The sequence below is a fragment of the Priestia koreensis genome (assembly GCF_022646885.1).
In the GTDB taxonomy this organism is placed as follows: domain Bacteria; phylum Bacillota; class Bacilli; order Bacillales; family Bacillaceae_H; genus Bacillus_AG; species Bacillus_AG koreensis_A.
Window position 1 is genome coordinate 166,587 of the sequence record NZ_CP061868.1, and the last position, 22,927, is coordinate 189,513.

The window sequence follows — 22,927 nt, forward strand, 5'->3', positions numbered from 1 at the left end:
AATCTTTCTATTTTGAATTGCATATATATTCAAAAAAATGTCGAGTTGAGTTACTCCATATAAAATAGGTACAATACCATTATAGGAGATAGAGGAGGAACTCACATGATAAAGAACATTTCCGTAATTGGGGTACCTATGGACTTAGGACAAACACGAAGAGGCGTCGATATGGGGCCGAGTGCAATTCGTTATGCTGGAATTGTCGAACGCATTGAACGATTAGGTATTGCCGTACAAGATGAAGGCAATATTCAAATAGGTTTAGGTGAGCGTTATCATACAGATCCCGAAACAAACTTGAAAAATTTAAAAGCGGTTGCAAAAGGAAATGAATCCTTGGCTGCAAAGGTAGATGAAGTGATTCAAGGTGGACGGTTTCCTCTTGTTTTAGGGGGGGATCATAGCATTGCTATTGGAACTCTTGCAGGTGTCGCAAAACATTATCAGAATCTTGGGGTAATTTGGTATGATGCACATGGCGATTTAAATACAGCAGATACTTCTCCATCAGGCAATATTCATGGAATGCCTTTAGCAGCTAGCTTAGGCCTTGGTCATGAGGTATTAACCTCTATTGGGGGATATTCGCCTAAAATTAAGCCTGAAAACATCGTCATTATCGGTGCTCGATCATTAGACGAAGGTGAAAGAGAGCTTATTAAAGAAAAAGGCATTAAAGTGTACACGATGCATGAAATCGATCGTTTGGGAATGACAAAAGTAATGGAAGAGACAATCGAGTACTTAAAAAGTAAAACGGACGGTATTCATTTATCGCTTGACCTCGATGGTTTAGATCCTCACGATGCGCCAGGTGTTGGTACACCTGTAATTGGGGGAATTAGTTACAGAGAAAGTCATTTAGCGATGGAAATGCTTGCGGAGGCAGAAGTCATTACATCAGCTGAATTTGTAGAAGTCAATCCAATTTTAGATGAAAAAAATAAAACGGCTACCGTTGCGGTCGCTTTGATTGGATCTTTATTAGGAGAGAAGCTTCTTTAAATAAAAAGAGAGGGCTTTGAGAAAATCTCAATAGCCCTCTTTCATATGACGGTCATATTGGTTCAATAGATGATCCAGTTGTGAGCTAAGTGCTACTACGTTCTCAGCTGAAAAGGAAGTTGCAGCCGCTGATTGAATCATAGCCACTCGACATTTTTCAATTTCTGCTAAAAGCTTTTCCCCGATACCCATATTCCCCACGCTCCTAAAGTAAGTTAGTAATTTAATATCCAAATTTAGGGTTTTTAAACATCTTTTTTTATTTTTTGATAAAATAAAAATGAAGAATCATGAAACTTTATCGAAGCTGCTACGTAAAAACGTATATACCGCAATGAGCGGAGGTAAAAAATTAATGGAGTTAGTCATAAAGAGAAAAATAAAACAAGTTAAAAAAGGGGATCAAGACGCGTTTGCTGACATAGTGGAATATTATAAAGATAAGATATTTCAACTGTGTTATCGCATGCTCGGAAATCGCCACGAGGCGGAGGATTCTGCTCAGGAGGCTTTTATTAGGGCCTACATCAATATCCATAGTTATGATACATCAAAGAAGTTTTCAACGTGGTTATATCGTATTGCAACAAATCTGTGCATTGATCGCATCCGAAAAAAGAAGCCAGATTACTATTTAGATGCTGAAGTACCAGGAACAGAAGGTCTAGATATGTATTCACAATTGGCAGCAGATCAGGCTCTTCCAGAAGAAGAGGTTGAGAATCATGAATTGAACGAAAAGATTGACCAAGAAATTCTGAATCTACCTGAAAAATATCGATCTGCCATTGTGTTGAAATATATTGAGGAACTATCACTAAAAGAAATTAGTGATGTATTAGACTTGCCGATAGGTACTGTAAAGACGAGAATACACAGAGGACGAGAAGCGTTGAGAAATCGACTTCGTGATTTATAAGAGGTGAATAAATAATGAAAAATTGCTCAGGCAATTACACTGAAATGATGCACGATTATCTAGATGGTGACATCACAAAAGAAAATGAGCAGATATTACGAGAGCATCTCAAAAGCTGTGAAGAGTGTCAATTGCATATGAAGGAATTGAAACGGACGATTGCTTTTGTACAAAGTGCTTCTCATGTAGCAGCACCAAGTGATTTTACGCTAAATGTGATGAATAGCCTTCCAAAGCAGACGCAAAAAGCAAAGGTAAACAAGTGGTTTAGATCACACCCACTCCTTACAGCATCGTCACTTTTTGTTATGCTCATGGTAGGAAGTCTTTTTTCTACTTGGAAAAATGATCATGATTTTTCAGTTTCCAAGCAGCCTAACCTGGTCATTAATGGGCAAACGGTTACGGTACCAAAGGGTGAGACGATTAAAGGAAATGTCATTGTGAGAAACGGTGATATAAAAATAGAAGGAAAAGTAGACGGTGACGTTACGGTAGTCAATGGACATCGCTATATGGCATCTGCGGGTGAAGTAACAGGGAAAATTACCGTGCTGGATGAGCTCTTTGAATGGGTTTGGTATAACCTAAAATCTAACGTCCATAGCGCAGTTAAGCTTGTGGAAAGTAAATAAGAAATCGGGGTATCTCTTACAAATAAATGACTAAGAGATATCCTTTTTGTTTATAACAATAAAGAGACTGTGGTCGTAACTTATAATCTAAGGATTAGTCTGCTCTTAGCAAATTAGTGCTTATGTCTTAAGGGGAAGTATTACCGCATCTACCAAGGTTTTGTGCTATAATAAAACAGTTATCTTTATTGCTTTATGTAGTTATTACATACAAAGAGGAAGTGAGAGAATGCCATCGTTTGGAGAGCTACCAATCCTTAGTTATTTAGGAAAAGTAGTTGATATTCTCCTTGTTTGGTTTGTTATATATAAGCTGATTATGGTTATACGTGGTACCAAGGCTGTACAGCTTTTAAAAGGTATCGTTGTAATCGTAGTGGTTCGATTCCTCAGTAGTTTCTTAGGATTACAAACCCTAGGATGGCTTATGGACAAAGCGTTAACATGGGGATTTTTAGCCGTAATTATTATTTTCCAGCCGGAACTTCGTCGTGCCCTAGAACAGTTAGGACGAGGACGCTTGTTTTCACGAGGTAATGGAAGTGAAGAGGATGAAAGTACGAGAACTGTCGAGGCCATTGTAAAAGCTACGGATTATATGGCTAAGAGGCGTATAGGAGCCCTTATTTCTATTGAGCGAGAAACAGGTATGGAAGATTATATTGAGACTGGTATCCCGATGAATGCAAACATAACGTCTGAGCTATTAATTAATATATTCATTCCAAATACACCTCTTCATGATGGAGCTGTTATCCTACAACGAAATCAAGTCGCGGCCGCAGCCTGCTATCTGCCTCTTTCAGAGAGTCCTTTTATTTCCAAAGAACTCGGGACGAGACATCGCGCCGCAGTTGGTATTAGTGAGGTAACAGACAGTATTACAGTTGTTGTATCTGAGGAAACAGGTAATATCTCAGTGACCAAGAATGGTGATCTCCATCGAGAATTAAGTGTCGATAAGTTAAGAGACTTATTAACAAGCGAGTGGCTAAAATCAACCCGTGTTTCTTCCTCAACTCGTTGGCAGTGGAGGGGGAAAAAAGATGGATAAATTCATGAATAGTCCGTGGGTTATGAAGATTGTTGCCCTTTTGCTCGCTTTACTACTCTATATGTCTGTAAATTTGGAAGAGCCAAATAAGCCAAGTGCTAGTCAAACTGAATCGAACATTAACTACCAAACCGAAACGATCACAAATGTTCCGGTGCGAGCTTATTATAATGACAAAAACAAGATTGTTACAGGAGTTCCTGAATATGCTACGTTGACAATACAGGGGCCTGTAGGAGACGTGACGTCGACTAAATTTAAAAAAGATTATGAAGTCTATGTAGACTTGAACAAATACGTAGGCGGAACTCACAAGGTTGAAATGCAGTATAAAAATATTCCCAACACTGTGAGTGTTCAAATTAAACCGAAATATGCGAACGTTACGATCGAAGAGAAAGTAACGAAGAAGTTTTCGGTAGAAGCGAGCTTTGATACATCGAAATTCAAAGAGCGTTACGTGCCAAGCCAGGCCATTGTAGAGCCTCGTAAAGTACAAATTTCAGGTGCGCAAAGTCAAATTAATCGTATTGCGTATGTAAAAGCTGTTGTAGAGCTAGATGATTCTGATGATACGTCTGAAACAATTGAGAAGAAAGCGCAGGTTATTGCATTAGATCGAAATTTAAATAAGGTCAACGTGCAAATCAATCCATCCACTGTTGATGTGACTATTCCAGTATCTACTCACAGCAAAGAAGTTCCTGTTAAAATTCAAACAACGGGGAATCTTCCTGATGGAGTAGTGTTAGATGATTTAAAAGTCACTCCTGGTACGGTCAAACTTTATGGATCGGAAGAAGCGCTCTCTAAAATTGATTTTATTGATGATATAGAAGTAGATATAAGCGAGCTGCAAAAATCAAAAACATTTGTTGTTGATGTACCTCTTCCTGAAGGGGTAACAAGCGTAGCACCTTCTAAAGTCACGATAAAAGCAGAGGTTAAGCAAAAAGAAGAAACAACAGATGAACAAACGGATACAAAAGAAACGGATAATCAGAAGAATGATGATGAGCCATCTTCAGAGTCACCGAAGGATGATGAGCAGGGCGATCAAACAGAACAGCCAACAACTTCTCCTGATAAACCGACGAACGGTTCAGAGGAGCCAAAAGATCAAACAATCACAAAGACATTAAAAGGTGTAAGTGTTTCATTGACAAATACATCTTCTGATTATAATTACGACCTGTTGACACCTTCTGGTGGGAAAGTAGATGTGGAAGTAACAGGTAGTGAAAAGGTAATTAATGCACTGCAGGCTGGAGATATTCAGCTTTCTGTTGATATGAGTGGTGTCCAGAGCGGTGAAACAACCGTTCCGATCTCAGTCAAGGTTCCTGACGGTGTAAAAGCAACGGCAACACCTCAGCAAGCAAAGGTGAAAGTTACGGAACCTGACACGCCAACAACTACGCCTCCATCTGGAGGAGATAAGGGCGATAAGCCAAGTGATTCTAATTCAGTAAAAGCTGATGACTCTACTTCAGATCAGCAAGAAAAACAATAATTGTTACGCATGGTGACAAAGGAGCGAATAATAGATGGGTAAGTATTTTGGAACAGATGGTGTTCGCGGCATAGCGAATAGCGAATTAACGCCGGAATTAGCATTTAAGGTTGGCCGTTACGGAGGGTATGTTTTAACGAAGGATGCGGACAGACCAAAAGTATTAATTGGTCGTGATACACGCGTATCTGGTCATATGTTAGAAGGAGCTCTTGTAGCAGGACTACTATCAACAGGGGCGGAAGTTATGCGATTAGGCGTTATTTCAACGCCAGGTGTTTCTTACTTAACAAAAGTAATGGACGCACAAGCAGGTGTAATGATCTCAGCTTCTCATAACCCTGTACAAGACAATGGAATTAAATTCTTTGGTCCAGACGGATTTAAGCTATCTGATGATCAGGAGCTTGAAATCGAGGCATTATTGGATGCAGAGACAGATACTTTACCAAGACCGGTCGGAAAAGATCTTGGACAAGTAAATGACTATTTCGAAGGTGGCCAAAAATACCTTCAGTTCCTAAAACAAACGGTTGATGAGGATTTCTCAGGTATCCACGTTGCACTAGATTGCGCACACGGTGCTACATCATCACTAGCAGCACACTTATTTGCAGATCTAGAAGCGGATATTTCAACAATGGGTGCTTCACCAAACGGATTGAATATTAACGATGGTGTCGGTTCTACTCATCCAGAAACGCTAGCGGCATTTTTGAAAGAAAAGGGAGCAGACGTAGGTCTTGCGTTTGACGGCGACGGCGACCGTTTAATTGCGGTGGATGAAAACGGAGAGATCGTAGACGGTGATCAAATTATGTTCATCTGTGCGAAGTACTTAAGCGAAAATGGTCGTCTGAAGCACAATACGATCGTTTCAACGGTTATGAGTAACTTAGGGTTCTACAAAGCGATCGAGAAAAATAAAATCGACAGCGCTCAAACAGCTGTTGGAGACCGTTATGTTGTAGAAGAAATGAAGGCAAAAGGATATAACTTAGGCGGCGAACAGTCTGGTCATATCATTTTCCTTGATTACAACACAACAGGTGACGGAATGTTAACAGCAATCCAGCTTGTAAACATTATGAAAGTAACGAAAAAATCTCTTTCTGAGTTAGCAAAAGAGATGCAAAAATATCCTCAGCTTTTAATTAACGTAAAAGTAACGGATAAACATCACGTAACGGAAAATGAGAAGGTAAAAGCAGTAATTGAAGAAGTAGAGGCTGAAATGGCTGGAAATGGCCGTGTGCTTGTACGTCCTTCAGGAACAGAACCTCTTGTGCGCGTTATGGTGGAAGCACCTTCAGATGAAGACTGCAAGAACTATGTGGACCGAATTGTAGAGGTAGTAAAAGCAGAAATGGGCTTAGAATAAGCACAATTTCATATGTCCGATTACAAAAATGATCGGTAATAACCATGCATAAGCAGGAACAAACTTTTCTGCTTATGCATATTTTTATATTATTGGAACATTCTATGGCTACCTTGTCTCTTTTATTCGCACTTTTGGTGCAGAAAGAAGGGATTTATTAACATGCTTAGTATGTGTCCAGTAACTGCGCTTAAGAAAATATTTGACGTTTTCTCATGTGCTATTGTAATATAAAAAATGTTCGTCTCTTACTTTTTTAAAAGCAGAGAAGAGAACACACTGTATATAACTTTAAAAGCGCCTGAACTAAGCTGGAGACGACAATGAGCTTAGTTGACGAGGAGGAGGTTTATCGAAGTATCGGCGGATGCCTCCCGGTTGAATCAACCACAACCGTAACGTTCTGTAAAAAGCAAAGGGGTGACCCTTTGTACAAATGCAGTTCGATGGTTAACAAAAACAGATAAAGAAAATGAATGGAAAGGGGCAAGGAAGCCCGCTTTCTTAGCCCCCTGGTCCCTTCAAGGAGGATTTAACTATGTGCGGAATTGTAGGCTACATTGGAACGAAGGATTCAAAAGAAATCTTATTACGCGGATTAGAAAAATTAGAGTACCGCGGATACGATTCAGCTGGTATTGCAGTAGTGAACGATGAAGGATTACACCTATTCAAAGAAAAGGGTCGCATTGCTGATTTACGTGCAATCGTAGACGACTCTGTTGTTGCACCTACTGGTATTGGACATACTCGTTGGGCAACTCACGGTGTACCAAGCAAAGAGAACGCTCATCCACACCAAAGTACGTCTGGTCGTTTTACACTTGTTCATAACGGTGTTATTGAAAACTACTCAATCTTAAAGCGTGAGTACCTTCAAGACGTAACGTTTGTAAGTGAAACGGATACAGAAGTAATCGTTCAATTAGTTGATAAATTTTCACAAGAAGGCCTAGCGACAGAAGAGGCTTTTAGTAAAACAGTTGCTTTATTAAAAGGTTCTTATGCGCTTGCTTTATTAGATAACGAAGATAAAGAAACAATTTATGTGGCAAAAAACAAAAGTCCACTTTTAGTAGGTCTAGGAGAGGACTTCAACGTAGTAGCAAGTGATGCAATGGCAATGCTACAAGTAACAGATCAATACGTTGAGTTAATGGATAAAGAGCTTGTAATTGTAACAAAAGAAGCGGTAACAATTAAAAAGCTAAACGGTGAAGTAGTAGAACGTGCTCCTTACACAGCTGAGCTAGACGCTAGCGACATTGAAAAAGGAACGTACCCTCACTACATGCTGAAAGAAATTGATGAGCAGCCATTAGTAATGCGTAAAATTATTCAGCAATACCAAAACGAAAACAACGAGCTTCATATCGACGAAAGCATTTCACAAGCGATGACTGAAGCAGACCGTATCTATATCGTAGCATGCGGAACAAGCTACCATGCTGGTCTTGTAGGAAAACAGTTCATTGAAAAATGGGCGAAAGTACCTGTAGAAGTTCATGTAGCAAGTGAGTTCTCTTACAACATGCCACTTTTATCTGAAAAGCCACTATTTGTCTTCATTTCACAAAGTGGTGAAACAGCAGATAGCCGTGCAGTACTTGTTCAAGTAAAAGAGCTTGGCTACAAAGCATTAACAATCACAAACGTACCAGGATCTACGCTTTCTCGTGAAGCAGATTACACGCTTCTTTTACATGCTGGTCCTGAAATTGCGGTTGCATCAACAAAAGCGTACACAGCTCAAATCGCTGTTCTATCCATCTTAGCTGCTGTAACAGCTAAAACACGTGGCGTAGAGCTATCATTTGACCTTGTTCAAGAGCTAGCAATCGTAGGTAGCGCAATGGAAGCACTTTGTGATGATAAAGAAACAATGGAGACAATTGCTCGTGAGTACCTATCCACAACTCGCAACGCATTCTTCATTGGTCGTGCAGTAGACTTCTACGTTGGATTAGAGGGAGCGCTTAAATTAAAAGAGATCTCTTACATCCAAGCAGAAGGATTTGCAGGTGGAGAATTAAAGCATGGAACAATTGCTTTAATCGAAAACAATACACCGGTTATCGCACTTGCTACACAAGAGCATGTTAACTTAGGTATTCGTGGGAACGTAAAAGAGGTAGCAGCACGTGGAGCAAATCCATGTATTATCTCAATGAAAGGTCTTGAAACAGAAGAGGACCGATATGTATTACCACCAGTACATGAGGATCTATCTCCGTTAGTAGCGGTAATCCCATTACAATTAATTTCTTACTATGCAGCATTACACCGCGACTGTGACGTAGATAAGCCACGTAACTTAGCGAAGTCTGTAACAGTTGAATAATAGGTAATTAATGGTTATAAAGTAATTGCGAAGTCAAACCCCTTTAGATATGATGATCTAAAGGGGTTTTTTGTCATTTTAAAGAGCTCTGTTATAAGTTTTTATGAGTTAGAGGGAGAAACTTCACGAATCAATTTAGAATAACGTGACGAGGGGATTTACGAATGACAGTAAATAAAAAAAGGTACTTAAGTATAGAAGAGATCGTTTCGGTACCTTCTCTATCAGGGACAAGTATAAGTGACGATGGGAAAAGCATCGCATTTGTCAAAAGAACAGCTAATTGGCAAGAAAATCTTTATGATCATGATATTTGGATTTATGAACAAGAAAAAGGTGAAAGTTATCAGCTACCAGTTGGTGGGACAGGCTGTACGTCTCCCATTTGGTCACCGGATTCTAAATCCATCGCCTATCTTAGAGGGGATGAAAACAAGAACAATCAGATCTTTGTTCAGTTCATCGAGGATAATCGCGAAGTGCAAATAACGAATGAATCCGAAGGGGTAAATGAGTTTAAATGGGATGCCGTTGGAAAAGGTTTTTATTACCTTGCCCAGGCCAAAGAACCTGTAAAACGGCAAGCCTTATACGAACACTTCTATGAGGTCGCGAAGGAATATCGAAACAATTGTTTATGCTATACGCCAATCGATCAGAAACGCCAATCGATTCAACTAACTGACGGTCAAAATTTTCATATTCACGAATTCGCGCTTTCGAATGATGGCAGTAGAGCCGTATTAATCGCTGCTCCGACCTCCAAGATGGAAGATTACATAAATAGAGAGTTGTACCTACTTCATTTAGAAGAGAGGAAAGTAGAAAACCTTTCTATAGATAAAATGCTTGGTGAGGGTATTTGTTTCTCTCCTAATGATCATAAGATTTGCTACACTGCAAGCACGAGGGAAAAGGATCACTATCGGAATCACATACAGGATGGAACAATAGAGATGTATGATTTACATAATGGAGAGGTAAGTCGACCTTTATCCAACCTTGATTCAATACCTGTACCCATTTGTTGGACGCCTAAAGGTATTTTAATACGATGGCAGTGTAAAACGAATTATTGCATCGGGCTGTTTTTTGAAGACGGAGTGATTAAGCCGTTAAGTGAAGAAGGTTTTGTACTAGATGTATCCAGTACAAGCGACGGTGAACATGTTGCCTACAGTAAGGCGGTTGAAGGTGAAGTATTTGAAATCTATTGGGATCATCAAAAAATAACGAATGAAAATAGCTTGTTCGATGAAAAATTTAAAAGCAATAGAGAGGTCATTTCATGGAAAACGAGCGATGGCATTGAAATTGAAGGTGTGTTATCGACGCCATCAACATTTGACCCCAATAAAGCGTACCCTTTATTGCTGATCATTCATGGTGGTCCAAACTGGGCGTCGTTTCCTTTATTCTCTGACTGTTTTAACGAAAAGTATCCGATTGAATCTTTTACTGAAAAGGGTTTTATCGTACTAGAGCCCAACTATAGAGGAAGCTCTGGGTACGGAAACGAATTTTTAAAGGCAAACTACCGAACGCTTGGAACGGTTAACTACGATGATGTGATATCAGGAGTGGATGTCCTCATTGAAAAAGGAATCGTAGATAAAGCGCGAGTAGGTGTGATGGGATGGAGCAACGGTGGATACATATCAGCCTTTTGCTCTACGTTTAGCAATCGTTTTAAAGCTGTTTCGGTAGGGGGAGGTATCACGGATTGGCACACGAATTACGTACATACAGACCTTCCTTACTTTACGAGTATGTACTTAGGTGATACTCCTTGGAACGATCCAGAGATCTATGCCAAAACATCACCCATGACCTATATTAAATCAGCATGTACACCTACTTTAATTCAGCACGGGGAGAGAGATGCTAGAGTCCCAATAGCCAATGCGTACGAGCTATACAAAGGATTGAAAGATATGGGCGTAGATACCGAATTGATCGTATTTAAAGACATGGCATATAGCTCTGACCACCCGGGTGTCAACGCGACGATTATGAAGCAGAATCTGACTTGGTTTACACATTATATTCTTGGTGAACCTATGAAGGGTTTCTACAGCCTGTGAAGGTCAAATAGCATGGATGAAGAAAGCTACTACGATGCTGCAAGAAATTCGACTTAACCATTAAAGAAGCCGAAGCCTATTTAATTGAATAGTACACGAAAGAGGTAATGAGCCGTCCATTCCCTCTTTCATTTTTGTGTGGTAAAATTTGAATATTCTAAAATTAGAGGTGCTGTATGGATAAATTAGAATATGAATGGGTCAAGCAGACAAGAGCTATTTTACTGGATCAGTGCGGAGAGCTAACGGAGGACGAGTTTACGAAAGAGCTTAATGTTGGTTTTCAAAGTATACGAAATACGTTATGTCATACAGCCGGGTGCTATCATGCTTGGCTAGGGTCCTATGTATTGGAAGCGACGAAGACACCCCTCTATTCAAAAGAAGAAATAAATCAGATGAAGTTAGAAGATGTAAGGAGCTATTTTCAACAAGCAGATATGTATATGGAGAAAGTTCTTGAACAGTCAGATGAATTTTTAAATGCGGAAATGGAAAAGAAAATTCCTTGGAGAACGAAAAGCGAGGTTATAAAGATAACGCCTCGACAGCTTCTTGCACATGCGATTACACATGAATTTCATCATAAGGGTCAAATGGTATCAATGATCCGAATGTTAGGTTACATACCTCAGAATACGGACGTGTTAGGGCTAGATTAAACAGAAGGAATGATTTTTGTTAGGTAAATAGATATTCCTGTAACAGGAGTATTCGTGTTCTTATCGGGTGTTTCTTTCTACTATTTAAAGGCTAGTTAAATTTTACACCAAACTGTCAATTTTCATGTAAAATATCACCTTATTCAAATGTAATATTATGGTATGATAAATGAACGTTAGAAAATGAATTTAAAGAGAAGAGGTGGGCGTATGAAGGTGTGGCGAAATCCTCTCCTTTTACTATCGGGAATCGGCGTTTCTTATCTAGGGAACTGGATTTATTTAATTGCGCTAAACCTCTCCATTTTAAAGTTAACAGGATCAGCAGCAGCCGTAGCAGGTCTTTATGTTATTCGGCCCATTGCCATTTTAATCACAAATACCTGGTCAGGAAGTGTCATTGACCGTATAAATAAGCGAAGGTTAATGGTCTTTATTGATGTCGTACGAGGAGTTCTAGTAGCTGTCATTCCTTTCATCAGTTCTTTGTGGGTTATCTATGTGCTTCTCTTACTTATTAATATGGCCGGTGCTTTCTTTGGTCCGAGTGCCTCCGTGTATATTACGAAGCTCGTTCCGCCTGAGAATCGCAAACGATTTAACTCGATTATGAGTATGACAAGCTCAGGTGCATTTCTTCTGGGCCCTGCAGTAGCAGGCGTTCTTATTATGAAGGTTGGAACAGATTTGTGCATCATTATTAATGCCATCAGTTTTTTAGTTTGTGCTTTCTTTATCTATCTTCTTCCTAATGTGGATGAGAGCAGTCAGGAGGCTCGTGATCGGATTACTTGGAAGATGCTGATGAGTGATTGGAGAATCGTTCGAGATTTTTCCAAAAAAGCAAAAGCATTTATATCAATTTACATACTGTTTCAAACGGCCATGCTAATTGGTTTTGCATTAGATTCTCAAGAAGTAACGTTTATCAAACAGCACCTCCAATTATCCGATGGAGATTATGGCCTTATTACAAGTCTAACGGGTGCAGGTACTCTGCTAGGAGGATTTATAGCAATACTCGCTGCTAGAAAGATATCGTTACGATTTTACTTGGGCGTAGGGATGCTATTTACATCCGTAGGCTATGCTGCTTTCTATGCTTCATCAACATTTTTAATTGCTACACTATCTTTTATGTTTCTCGGCTTTTTTATGTCATTTGCCAACTCAGGATACGCAACGTTCTTTCAAAATAATGTGCCCGTCGAAATTATGGGACGGTTTGGGAGCGTAGCCGACATGCTACAGGCTGTTATTCAAATTGGATTTACGCTTCTTCTGGGTGCTCTCATAGAGGGTATCTCGCTACAGATGGTTTGTTTTCTTTTTGCAGGAGTAGGCGTAATCGTTTCGACTATACTAATCGTTTCAATTTTTATGCCAGCAAAATCTGTTTATTTTCGAGAGACAGTAAACATTAGCAACAGCTAAATGAAGAAAAGAAAAACTATTACCTCTAGCTTTACGTGGCAATTTTATGAACTCTTATAAAAAGGACGGTTGAGGGAGTATTACTTCTTCCTTTTTATGGTGTCGTTCATTATGATAGAGTAATCAGTCATCTATTAGTTAATACGTAGATAAAGTTAAACGTGAAAGAGGGAAAATAGATGTTTAAACAGCAAGACCAAGTAACTAATGATTTATTCATAGAGGCTGTTACTCGTAACTTGGCCGTTATTCGCTTTAGTTTGGAACGAACCGTTTTATTTGTAAATGATTTGTTTGCTGCAACAATGGGATATCAACCTGAGGAAATGTTAGGAATGCACCATCGGCAATTTTGCTTTCCTGCGTTTGCAAATAGTCGTGAATATGAAGCTTTCTGGGGACGATTACTTTCAGGAAAAAGCTTTCAAGATAAAATTGAGCGAAAAGATGCGAACGGTAATCGAATTTGGCTAGAGGCTACTTATATGCCGATTTTTGATGAGAGTGGACGCAGGGTGATTAGTATCGCAAAAATCGCAACGAATATTACGTCCCGTCAAAATATGATTAACATAGTGACGTCGGACTTGCAGGACATGGCGGAAGAGCTTAGCGAGCGGGCGTCAAGCGGAATTGAGCATGGAACAGCCGTCATGGAATTAATTAACCAAGTGACCTCTGTATCAGATGGTAACTCCGATATTTTACTAGGGCTGCAAAAACAGGCATCGGAAGTACATAGCATTGTAAAAACGATTAGGGAAATTGCCATGCAAACAAACCTATTAGCTATTAATGCCTCGATTGAAGCCGCACGAGTCGGTGAACATGGACGGGGATTTGAAGTAGTGGCGAAAGAAGTTCGAAAGCTTTCGATCAGCGTAGAAAAGTCAATTGGTGAGATTCGTGATAATGTTGAAAAGATGACCGCTGAAGTTGATAAAATTACATCAGGTACAGAACGTGTCCAACATGATATCAAAACGAGCCAGCAGCGTATTAAAACGACTGTTGAAGAATTTAAAGAACTATCAAGTGCATCGAAAAAATTAGAAGAGCATGCGCAGCGCTTTAAGACTATGATTTAAAAGCTCCTGCACGGATTTTTGGCAAATCTACCATTTCGTTCGTTTAACGATGATGGCTTTTACCCATTTTCAAAAACAGGAGAAGTGTCAGAGCTTGGGATGCCTGTTATGTATATGATTGGTGAAGAAAGAGAGCCAGAGATAGAGGCTGCATTAACGTCTAAATCATTAAACCCTCGTATACACCTGTCCGTCATTCCATTTGCAGGACACCTTGTTCATCGTGAGCAGCCTGACCTTTACTCGGAAACCCTTTCCCGATTTTTTCAACGATCACACGAAGCGCAAATGGTAACATTGGTATAAGTATAAGGGATAACAGCTAATGATATGTATCTAAAAAGCCCCGCGTATAGCGAGGCTTTTGTCAGTTATAAGACAGCTTTTCTCCATCATTCGGAATGGCAATTCGATCAGCTGCCTTGTTCATCGATAAGAACTCAGAAAGCTCTGTGCGTTTTAATAGACAGTGGTTCAGGGATTCCATGTGGCAGACAACAATCTGAGCATTGGGAGCCGCTTTGTATACTTCGTAAATATCTTCCTTTGTCATCGTAATAGGATCGCCAACTAGATATTGAGCAGCCCCTCCGTTTAGAACAATGACATCAGGGTGATGAGTTTGTATAGCTTCTTCAACGTCCGGACACCAAATGGTATCACCAGCGACATATAGCGTCTTTTCGTCAGGGTGTGTGAAAACTACACCAGATACAATTCCTGTTTTCTTAAGAATGTCTCCTGTTCCGTGCTTTCCGTTCGTACGCTTTATGATAACATCGCCTACTTGTGGTGAGTTTTCAAGAGAATGTACATTTGTAAATCCAGCCTCTTGAATGACTTGGCAATCCTGCTCGTTTTGCGCATATAAAAGAATGTCTTTTGGTAAACGTTTCTTCGCCATTTCATCAAAATGATCAGGATGAAGGTGAGTGACGATTACTGCATCAGCATCTAACAGTGAATCAATAGCAAAGGGAAGGCCAACTGTAGGATTATCCTGATCCTGATTTGGTGTGTTTTGAAATGGGGGCATGGAGCCTTTATCAGCAAAAAACGGGTCCACGATGATCTTTTTATCCCCATAATGTAGAACGAGTGTTGCATTGCGAATTAATTGAATATCCATTTTTCATTCCTCCTTCATTTCCCTAGTATAAAATAGAAGAGTCACTCATATACATGGATGAGCTCATCACAATGTTCTGCTTTACTTCTTTTTCTTCTATGATATAGTGAAAAGGAGAAAAAATTAAATAGTAGCAAAATTCACTAGGGGGGCCAATTGGCTGAGATGAAACACTTGTTTCGAACCCTTTGAACCTGATCTGGATCATACCAGCGGAGGGAAGTGAGGGGCTTAGTTGACGTCAATGTACATATATTCGATCGTTGTCTTTAAACCACTCGTTTCCTACCGAAATGAGTGGTTTTTTTGTTGTACTTCTAGTGAATAAAAAGGGAGGAGTTTACGCATGAAATTTACGGATCGGTTATTTGAAGCGGTTCATCCGGTTTGGGAGCAAACACATATGCATCCGTTTGTTACAGGTATTGGAGATGGGACGTTGCCGAAGGAATCTTTTATTCGTTATATGAAGCAGGACTACGTCTTTTTAATCGATTATGCCAAGCTATTTGCGATGGGTACAGTGAAGGCGAAAAGCTTGGAGACAATGACTGCTTTTGCTGGAATCCTTCATGAAACGCTCCATCATGAAATGGAGCTACATCGTCAGTATGCGAAACGATTTCAAATTACAAGAGAAGAGCTAGAGCATACAAAAGCAATGCCAACAAACCTTGCCTATACACGTTACATGCTAAGTGCGGCACATAGCGGTTCGCTAGAAGAACTGATATCAGCGTTATTGCCTTGCATGTGGAGCTATTGGGAGATTGGAAAGCACTTGAAGCACCAATATCCAAATAGTGAGAAACATCCCCTTTACGGAGAATGGATTTGCATGTATTCATCGGAAGAGTTTGGTTCGTTAACGAAATGGCTTTTGGATTTGCTTGATGACTTAACAGAAGGGAAAAGTGAGCGAGAGCTTCGTATTCTAGAGGATCATTTTCTCACAACCACTCGTTTTGAGTATATGTTTTGGGACATGGTGTACACAGGAGAAGAATGGAAAGTTTAATATGAAAGGTAGAAAGATATGAAAAAATGGATGATCTATTTTTTAGCGACTACGTTAATGCTTAGTGGCTGTGCTAGTGAGAAGAAAGATTCAAGCGGGAAGTTACAGAAGGTTAGTATCATGCTTGATTGGTATCCAAACGCAGTGCATTCGTTTTTATATACTGCACAGAAAAAAGGATACTTTAAGGAACAAGGTCTTGATGTAGAGATTAAAATGCCTGCCAATACAAATGATCCGCTAAAATTAGTAGCAGCAAATCAAGTAGATATGGCGATTAGCTATGAGCCGCAAATTTTGCTTGCGCGTGGTGAAAATATTCCGGTTAAATCATTTGGAGCGATTGTAAGGCATCCTTTAGACTATTTAATGGTGAATAAAAACAGTAATGTTCAATCACCAAAGGATTTAGAAGGAAAAACAGTAGGCTTTTCATCCATTCCACTTGAAGAAGCGATGATCGATACGATTGTCTCCAAAGACGGTGGAGATGCGAAAAAAGTAAAAATGATTGATGTCGGCTTTAATCTTATCCCTGCTGTAGCAACGAATAAGACGGATGGAATCATCGGTGGATACATCAATCATGAGAAGCTTCTTCTTGAAAAGGAAGGACATCATGTACGAGTATTTAATCCTGCTGACTACGGAGTACCTGACTATTATGAGTTAGTGTTTGCTGCGAGTGATCAGTCACTTAAAAAGAATAAGAGGATGTATGAAAAATTTATGAAAGCTGCCACAAAAGGACAGCAGTACGTTCAACAACATCCAAAAGAAGGGCTGAAGATTCTTCTTGATCATGAAGATCAGTCGTCACCCCTTGATAAAACGATTGAGAAAAAGAGTTTAGCTATTTTACTTCCTATGATGACGGATAAAACGAAGCCGTTCGGCTATCAGGATCAGAAAATATGGGAGAAAACGTCTAAATGGCTCCTGCAGCAAGGGATGTTAAAGAAAAGCGTATCTCCTGACGACGCATTTGTTAATTTAATAGAGAAAGAGGAGAAGAGATGATGATTGAAAAAGTTCGTCAAAAAAATCCGCTCGTGCACAATATTACAAATATGGTTGTAACTAATTTTACGGCCAATGGTCTACTTGCTCTTGGTGCTTCACCTGTAATGGCTTATGCTCTCGAGGAAGTAGCGGATATGGCTAAGATCGCAGATGCACTCGTATTAAATATGGGAACACTAACTGAGGAAGTGGTCGAAGCAATGATTATTGCCGGGAAATCAGCTAATGAACATCGTGTTCCTGTTGTTTTTGATCCTGTTGGGGTGGGGGCAACACCTTATCGTACAGAGGCAGCTAAGAGGATTTTACAGCATGTAAATCTATCAGTACTTCGAGGCAATGCGGCAGAGGTTGCTCATTTAGTTGGAGAAGAATGGGCGATTAAAGGTGTAGATGCAGGCGAAGGTACAGGGGACGTACAGAAGTTAGCGCAAAAAGCAGCATTGGATTTAAGTTGCGTAGTTGTGATTACAGGGAAGGAAGATATCACAACAGACGGTGATATCATGTATAGAGGATTAAATGGAGACGTTGCATTAACGAAAGTGACGGGTACAGGTTGTCTATTAAGCTCTGTCATTGGTGCTTTTCTTGGAACGGGTGCTGCTTCCATTGAAGCTGCCATAGAGGCCGTTACTTTTTACGGAGTGGCAGCTGAATTAGCGGCTGAAAAGACAAAAGATCAGGGTCCTGGGAGCTTCCAAGTAGAATTTTTAAATCAGCTTGCGCTCGTTTCAAGTGAACAAATCGATTTGCGTAAGTCCATCTATATGATGAGTTAAGAGAGGGTGTACATGATATGGTTTATGCAGGTGAGAAGGAAGTTCGTGAACTACTAGGCGTATATTTTATTATGGGAAGTACGAATTGCTTAAAGAATCCTCTTGAAGTATTAGAGGATGCGATTAAAGGAGGAATTACCCTTTTTCAATTTCGTGAAAAAGGTGCAGAAGCATTAAAGGGAAACGAAAAGAAAGAGCTGGCTAGATCACTCCAAGAAATTTGTAGGAAGTATCACATTCCATTCATCGTAAACGATGATATTGAACTTGCGATTGAACTTGATGCGGATGGTGTTCATATTGGGCAGGATGATGAGAGTGCATCAGCGGTTCGCAGACGACTAGGTTCAAATAAGCTTATTGGAGTTTCCGCTCATAATGTCGCACAGGCCAAACAAGCGATTATAGACGGTGCGGATTATATAGGGGTAGGACCGATTTATCCGACTGCAACGAAGCTCGATACCGAGCCAGTACAGGGATCAACGGTTATAGAGTCTATTCTTGAAGAAAATATCCAAATTCCGATCGTTGGAATTGGTGGAATTACCGAGACGAATGCTGGTGATGTGATCCGGTTTGGAGCAGACGGAGTGTCGGTTATTACAGCTATATCCCATGCTCCATTCCCCGAGAAAGCAGCTAAGAAATTGGCTTCTGCAGTCAAGATAGTTCATTAAAATTCCTTTTTATTACTTTAGTGGTAATTTTACAAAGAGTTTTTTTTGTTACTTTCGACTGTTTATTTTTGGTTTTTTAATAAAGAGGTAACGAATGGGTAAAAAGTTTTATTATGTATTTTTTTAAAGGGAGGCCTACCAACCAAAGGGCCTCTTTTTTATGAGTATTGTGAGATAAAGCAAAACAGTAGATCCTTCTATATCCTTTCATATAAGGGTTTAAAAGGAACTTTAAATAAAAAATCCCTTTTTATATAAAGGGTTAGAACGTGGCAAATGTCGTTTTCTTTTTGTAAGTTAAAAACATGTTTTGAAAAATATGTAAAAGTGTAAATAGAGAGTAAGTGCTATATAAAAAATGAACAGATATGCTTACGGTTTTGACCTTGACCCATATGAATTGTTTACATATTATGGGAAGGTGGATGACGAGAACGGAATATATTTGTATACATAGCTTAGTGAACGATGCTTGAAATAGACTTCAAGCTACCTATATACAAAACATAAAGGAGATAGAGAATATGATTAAAAAAGTAAGTTTAGTAGCTTTGTTAGGTGCTTCCATGCTCACTTTGGCGGCATGTGGCGACTCTGAGACATCATCAGGATCAGAGGATGGGAAGAAAGCGAAAGAGACTGCGACTGCTAAAAGTGAAATTGCAGATGTGAAGATTAAAGACGTTCAGTACGTATTACCAGGTAATGAAGATTCAGTTGATGAGGACTCAGCATTGCTTCAAGTAAAACTTAAAGTGAAAAATACGTCTAAAAAAAATATATCTCTGTCTAGCTACAATGGTATTAAGCTTTACAGCGGGGAAGATCAAATTGAGCCTTATTCTGATTCCATTAGTTCTGACCTCGAAGAATCTTCTTCCTCGTCTTCCCGCGGTGAGATTCGCCCAGGAAGAGCAACAGAAGTACCTGTATTATTTGAAGTAGACAAAGGGAAGAAGTATGAATTAAGTGTTGAACCAACTTCAAGTGACTACGATGAAAAAAGCAAAGAAATGATCTTTAAAATTGATACAAAGAAGTATGAAGACAGCTATGATAAGTTGCAAGACCCTTCACAAGCACTGCAGGCTTACATTGATACGATCTATTTTGATAAAGACAACGCCGACTACGAAAAGTTTGTTTCAGCAGATAAAGAGGCAGCAAAAGCAGACGCCCAAAAGGAATTTAATAATGTTTTAAAAGACCTTCTCTATAAAGTAAAACCGACTGATGCGGATTTTGCTAAGTATTACAATAGCTACAAGCAAGCCTTAGCGCAAAAGGCAAAAGTTCAAGTGCAAACAATTGGGAATGTTGGAGATAAGGCGCTTGTTAGTTTAACGTATACGTCCATTCCACTTCGTATAGACTTCACGAATGCGCTGAACAAATATGAAACCGAGTATCGTCGCAACGTAGATCCATACAATTCTGAAAAAGCAGAAGCTTACGCTTTAACAAAATTCGATTTGATTTTAGACAGTATTGAGCCAGTCGAAACAAGAGATGCTCAAAAAGTACTCTTATCGAAAAAGGATGGCAAATGGAATGTGGAAAAATCAGAGTATGGAAAAAACCTTTCCGAAATTTTCGCTCACGGTTCCGTTTATTAAGGGGTGACAATCTATGAAAAAAGTATGGATTTTAATTCCTGTACTCGTTGTTATCGCTGCTGCGGTTAGTATTTTTATGGTCATCTCCAACCAAAATAGTAAACCGAAAGATATGGTCACTCAATTTGAATCAGCCATTGATAAAGGGGATACAAAAAAACTAACAGCCATGATTGAACCTGATAATAAAGCTGCTTCAGTAAACAAGACAACGGTAAATGCCTTTATTTCTTATCTAAAGAAAAATAGCAACAGTATGGATGTCATTAAGGATAGCTTGAAAACTCAAGTAAAAGAAAAAGACTTTACACCTACAAGTCAGGCTGTCAGCTTGGTTGAGACAGATAACAAATGGGGAATTTTTAAGACATACAAATTCAAAGTCAAAACGGTCACGATGAAGGTGAACGGCCAGAACGAATCTGATAAGGTGAACCTTACAGTGGGTAAAGGAAAAATGGACTTAAAGGAAAAAGAAGAAAATGTATATGGTCCTCTTTTGCCGGGCTTATATAAGTTAAACACATCCATTAGTAATGACTTAGGGACTTTTATTCAAACGAAGAACAAGGACCTGTGGGGAAATGCTCAAATAACGCATATTATCGATACGAATAACGTTGTTGAGGAAGATAAGAAGGTTCAAGACAACATTACAAAAAGCATTGAAACGTTTAATAGTGATCTCTCTGTTTATGAAACGTCAGGATTTGATGCGACAAAGCTAACGACCGTAACAGATGGAGTGAAAAAAGACGTCAATCAGCGTGAAGAGTTTGATAGTATCAAAATGCATATTCAAGAAGTGCAGTCTCAGTACTTGGGATCTGTCATTAACTACGATGCTTTTGATGTATCCAACTTCAACAAAGAATGGAAAGCAGAGCTGCAAGCTCTCGTAAACTATAACGGCTCACTCCGCTATAAGGACGTTCCAGAGCCTGAGGACTTATCCTATACGGCTATTCGCACGTATAAGCTGAAGTATGATAAAGGACAAAAAGAATGGCTTATCTATGAAATGGATGAGAAAGAAGCTGATGGGACAGAAAGTGACTACTGGACAGACAAGAAAAACATGAAAGTGAAAAATCCACCTGTTATGAAATGGACCAATTCAGGAGATAAAAGCTTCTATTAAAAGTTGAAAAGAGCATTGCCTATGTGCAATGTTCTTTTTTTATGCACTTTACATGTTTCATTTTATATAAATGGGAAAACAGTAGAGAAAACCTTTCTTTTTTAGGAAGAGATTCTTTGAAGATATAGACACACCAGTGGAAAACAAGTTAAAAGTAGGTCGACGTGATTAATCAAGGACGCATCATATCTTTGGTGAAAAGAACTTGGAAATACAAACGTTGATCTTAAACCATAATAATGAGGATGTCCGACATTTTCGTATGATTTTTAGGACTTTTTTCTTAAAAATTACGTTTATGAAACTATTTGATTGTCAAATTAAATGAAGAAGAGTAAAGTATCTCATTGTTTAAAGACTGAATCGGAAGGATGATAGGAATGTTAAAAGACGGATATGTAAACGTAAATGGCGTAAACCTTCATTATGTAACAGAAGGAGAAGGTGAACTCATGTTGTTTCTACATGGATTCCCATACTTCTGGTACAACTGGCATCATCAATTAGAAGAGTTCTCAAAAGATCATCGTGTTGTAGCAGTTGACATGAGAGGGTACAACTTATCAGATAAACCAGAAAATGTTTCCGACTACAGCATGCCAACTTTAGTGGAAGACGTAAAACAGCTCATTGAGGCATTCGGCGAAAAAGAATGTATTTTAATGGCTCATGACTGGGGCGGAGGAATTGCGTGGGCATTCGCTTACACGTATCCTGAGTACGTGAAAAAGCTTATTATGTTTGATGCACCACATCCGTACACATTTAGAAGAGAGCTAGCAGAAAATCCGAAGCAACGTGAGGCAAGTAATTACATGGAATTCTTCCAAAAGCCTGATTCTCACGAGTACTTCTTAGCAAATAACGCTGAGAAAATGAAGGCTATGTTGACAGAGCCGGGAATTAAAAAAGGCTATCTAACAAAAGAGGACGAAGAGAAGTACGTGGATGCTTGGACGCAGCCTAACGCAATGAAATCAATGCTTCATTACTATCGTGCACTTTCACTTCATCCATTCGATGAGAATAGCCAAATCGCACCGAATCTGCCACATACAATGTTTAATAAACCAACCCTTATTCTCTGGGGAGACGCAGATCCATCATTTGAAACAAGTAATTTAGATGACATCGAGGAATATGTGAGTGACGTAACCATTCATCACTTTGACGGTGTCGGACATGCTCCTCAGCATGAAAAGCCTGAAGAGGTTAATCGCTACATCCGCGAGTTTTTAAATCATAAATAAGTTTGTGAACAAGCTGTTCTTCATAACGAAGGACAGCTTTTTTTGCGCGAAGATGGTTCGCCAAAGAAAGGTGTATTTTAATCGAGAACTACCATGCTAAGTTAGCAAGATAATTTCCATTTTTTATTCGTGGTTTTCTCCTGATTTTTTATTGAAGTTTCATCAAAAT

21 protein-coding genes and 1 riboswitch are annotated in these 22,927 nt (G+C 39.3%); of the genes, 19 read left to right on the plus strand and 2 right to left on the minus strand.

Annotated elements, in window-relative coordinates:
* Positions 1-108 precede the first annotated feature (108 nt).
* A complete protein-coding gene (gene rocF, locus IE339_RS00975; protein ID WP_242176069.1) occupies positions 109-1,008 on the plus strand; it encodes an arginase in 900 nt (299 codons plus the stop codon).
* 27 nt (positions 1,009-1,035) lie between these two features.
* On the opposite strand, the gene IE339_RS00980 is transcribed toward rocF, so the two are convergent.
* Entirely contained in the window at positions 1,036-1,200 is a 165-nt protein-coding gene (locus tag IE339_RS00980; protein WP_242172801.1) for an aspartyl-phosphate phosphatase Spo0E family protein, read from the minus strand.
* 163 nt (positions 1,201-1,363) lie between these two features.
* Between IE339_RS00980 and sigW the strand changes: the two genes are divergently transcribed.
* The 11 genes from sigW to IE339_RS01035 all read left to right on the plus strand — a co-directional run bounded on the left by sigW (position 1,364) and on the right by IE339_RS01035 (position 14,425).
* The gene (sigW, locus tag IE339_RS00985) at positions 1,364-1,927 is read left to right on the plus strand and encodes an RNA polymerase sigma factor SigW (RefSeq protein ID WP_053403465.1); all 564 of its coding nucleotides are present in this window, start codon (positions 1,364-1,366) and stop codon (positions 1,925-1,927) included.
* Positions 1,928-1,941: 14 nt separating this feature from the next.
* Positions 1,942-2,562: an anti-sigma factor family protein gene (locus tag IE339_RS00990; RefSeq protein WP_053403464.1), complete on the plus strand. Its 621-nt coding sequence runs from the start codon at positions 1,942-1,944 to the stop codon at positions 2,560-2,562.
* 229 nt (positions 2,563-2,791) lie between these two features.
* Positions 2,792-3,616, plus strand: coding sequence for a diadenylate cyclase CdaA (gene cdaA, locus IE339_RS00995; RefSeq protein WP_053403463.1), 825 nt, complete (start codon positions 2,792-2,794; stop codon positions 3,614-3,616).
* Entirely contained in the window at positions 3,609-5,129 is a 1,521-nt protein-coding gene (locus IE339_RS01000) for a CdaR family protein (protein WP_242172803.1), read from the plus strand. The genes cdaA and IE339_RS01000 overlap by 8 nt, the downstream gene beginning before the upstream one ends.
* 34 nt (positions 5,130-5,163) lie before the next feature.
* Positions 5,164-6,510 (plus strand): phosphoglucosamine mutase, encoded by a 1,347-nt coding sequence (glmM, locus tag IE339_RS01005; RefSeq protein WP_053403461.1) that lies wholly within the window; start codon positions 5,164-5,166, stop codon positions 6,508-6,510.
* 538 nt (positions 6,511-7,048) lie between these two features.
* Entirely contained in the window at positions 7,049-8,851 is a 1,803-nt protein-coding gene (gene glmS, locus IE339_RS01010) for a glutamine--fructose-6-phosphate transaminase (isomerizing) (RefSeq protein ID WP_242172806.1), read from the plus strand.
* A 164-nt stretch (positions 8,852-9,015) separates the two neighbouring features.
* Positions 9,016-10,935, plus strand: coding sequence for a S9 family peptidase (locus IE339_RS01015; protein WP_242172808.1), 1,920 nt, complete (start codon positions 9,016-9,018; stop codon positions 10,933-10,935).
* A gap of 176 nt (positions 10,936-11,111) precedes the next feature.
* Entirely contained in the window at positions 11,112-11,597 is a 486-nt protein-coding gene (locus IE339_RS01020) for a DinB family protein (protein ID WP_242172812.1), read from the plus strand.
* A gap of 210 nt (positions 11,598-11,807) precedes the next feature.
* Entirely contained in the window at positions 11,808-13,031 is a 1,224-nt protein-coding gene (locus tag IE339_RS01025) for an MFS transporter (protein WP_242172814.1), read from the plus strand.
* A 179-nt stretch (positions 13,032-13,210) separates the two neighbouring features.
* A complete protein-coding gene (locus tag IE339_RS01030) occupies positions 13,211-14,119 on the plus strand; it encodes a methyl-accepting chemotaxis protein (protein WP_242172817.1) in 909 nt (302 codons plus the stop codon).
* 18 nt (positions 14,120-14,137) lie between these two features.
* The gene (locus IE339_RS01035) at positions 14,138-14,425 is read left to right on the plus strand and encodes an alpha/beta hydrolase (RefSeq protein WP_242172821.1); all 288 of its coding nucleotides are present in this window, start codon (positions 14,138-14,140) and stop codon (positions 14,423-14,425) included.
* Positions 14,426-14,486: 61 nt separating this feature from the next.
* On the opposite strand, the gene IE339_RS01040 is transcribed toward IE339_RS01035, so the two are convergent.
* A complete protein-coding gene (locus IE339_RS01040; protein ID WP_242172824.1) occupies positions 14,487-15,248 on the minus strand; it encodes an MBL fold metallo-hydrolase in 762 nt (253 codons plus the stop codon).
* 135 nt (positions 15,249-15,383) lie between these two features.
* Positions 15,384-15,486: riboswitch (TPP riboswitch) on the plus strand.
* 108 nt (positions 15,487-15,594) lie between these two features.
* On the opposite strand from IE339_RS01040, the gene tenA reads away from it, so the two are divergent.
* The 7 genes from tenA (at position 15,595) to IE339_RS01075 (ending at position 22,758) form a co-directional block, all read left to right on the plus strand.
* The gene (gene tenA / locus IE339_RS01045; protein WP_242172826.1) at positions 15,595-16,266 is read left to right on the plus strand and encodes a thiaminase II; all 672 of its coding nucleotides are present in this window, start codon (positions 15,595-15,597) and stop codon (positions 16,264-16,266) included.
* Positions 16,267-16,284: 18 nt separating this feature from the next.
* Entirely contained in the window at positions 16,285-17,286 is a 1,002-nt protein-coding gene (locus tag IE339_RS01050) for an ABC transporter substrate-binding protein (RefSeq protein ID WP_242172828.1), read from the plus strand.
* Entirely contained in the window at positions 17,283-18,071 is a 789-nt protein-coding gene (thiM, locus tag IE339_RS01055; protein ID WP_242172830.1) for a hydroxyethylthiazole kinase, read from the plus strand. The genes IE339_RS01050 and thiM overlap by 4 nt, the downstream gene beginning before the upstream one ends.
* Before the next feature lie 17 nt (positions 18,072-18,088).
* Positions 18,089-18,751: a thiamine phosphate synthase gene (gene thiE / locus IE339_RS01060; RefSeq protein ID WP_242172832.1), complete on the plus strand. Its 663-nt coding sequence runs from the start codon at positions 18,089-18,091 to the stop codon at positions 18,749-18,751.
* Positions 18,752-19,275: 524 nt separating this feature from the next.
* Entirely contained in the window at positions 19,276-20,367 is a 1,092-nt protein-coding gene (locus IE339_RS01065) for a DUF5105 domain-containing protein (protein ID WP_242172834.1), read from the plus strand.
* 13 nt (positions 20,368-20,380) lie between these two features.
* On the plus strand, positions 20,381-21,508 hold the full coding sequence (locus IE339_RS01070; protein WP_242172837.1) for a TcaA second domain-containing protein: 1,128 nt from the start codon (positions 20,381-20,383) through the stop codon (positions 21,506-21,508).
* Between the two features lie 380 nt (positions 21,509-21,888).
* Positions 21,889-22,758: an alpha/beta fold hydrolase gene (locus tag IE339_RS01075; protein ID WP_242172840.1), complete on the plus strand. Its 870-nt coding sequence runs from the start codon at positions 21,889-21,891 to the stop codon at positions 22,756-22,758.
* Positions 22,759-22,927: the final 169 nt, after the last annotated feature.